Source organism: Intrasporangium chromatireducens Q5-1 (assembly GCF_000576575.1).
GTDB classification, from domain to species: Bacteria; Actinomycetota; Actinomycetes; order Actinomycetales; family Dermatophilaceae; genus Intrasporangium_A; species Intrasporangium_A chromatireducens.
This window is the reverse complement of record NZ_AWQS01000570.1, coordinates 1-586: the sequence shown is the minus strand read 5'-3', so window position 1 is coordinate 586 and position 586 is coordinate 1. Positions and strand designations below refer to the sequence as shown.

The 586-nt window shown below is 77.1% G+C and carries 2 protein-coding genes; both read right to left on the bottom strand.

From position 1 onward, the window contains the following. The coding region (locus N864_RS22935) for a PHP domain-containing protein (RefSeq protein WP_034723062.1) at positions 1–288 on the bottom strand (288 nt) is incomplete at its 3' end. Then, the coding region (locus tag N864_RS25345; protein WP_034723060.1) for an SAV_6107 family HEPN domain-containing protein at positions 285–586 on the bottom strand (302 nt) is incomplete at its 5' end. The genes N864_RS22935 and N864_RS25345, both read right to left, overlap by 4 nt.

Genomic DNA, 586 nt, shown 5'->3' with positions numbered 1-586 from the left:
CCCGCCGCGGACCGGGGTGCGCTCTCGTCGCTCGGCCGGCGGCGCCCCGAGGTCCGGGGACGCGACGTGGGGCCCGACCGCGAGGTCGACGCCGAGGATCGGTGCGACGTCCGCCGCCATGCAGGCCTGGACGAACTTCACCGCCCCGTAGAGTCCGTCGCGGTCGGTCAGGGCGAGTGCCGGCTGACCCCACGCGGCGGCACGCTCGACGAGCGCCTGCGGCGCAGCGGTGCCGTAGCGCATCGAGTAGCCGGAGGCGACGTGCAGGTGGACGAAGCTGTCGGTCACGCACCCCTCCCGGTGGGACGCGCGACGAGGGCCGGGGTGATCGACTCGGGCAGCGGCGCGGCGAGCGGCGCCCCGAGCAGGTCCGAGACGAGGCGCAGGAACATCTCCGACTGGCGCAGCAGGTCGTCCGCCTCCCGCGCGGACACCCATCCGCCGCGGTCGGCGAGGGCCTGTCGGCGGGACGAGGCCGCGAAGAAGGTGGCCCACTCCCCCAGCTCGGGTGCGACCTCGGGCAGGGTGTGCCACACGCTCCGCGGCCGGCTGCGCGGCGGCGCGGGGACCCGGGCGGCGACGAGCG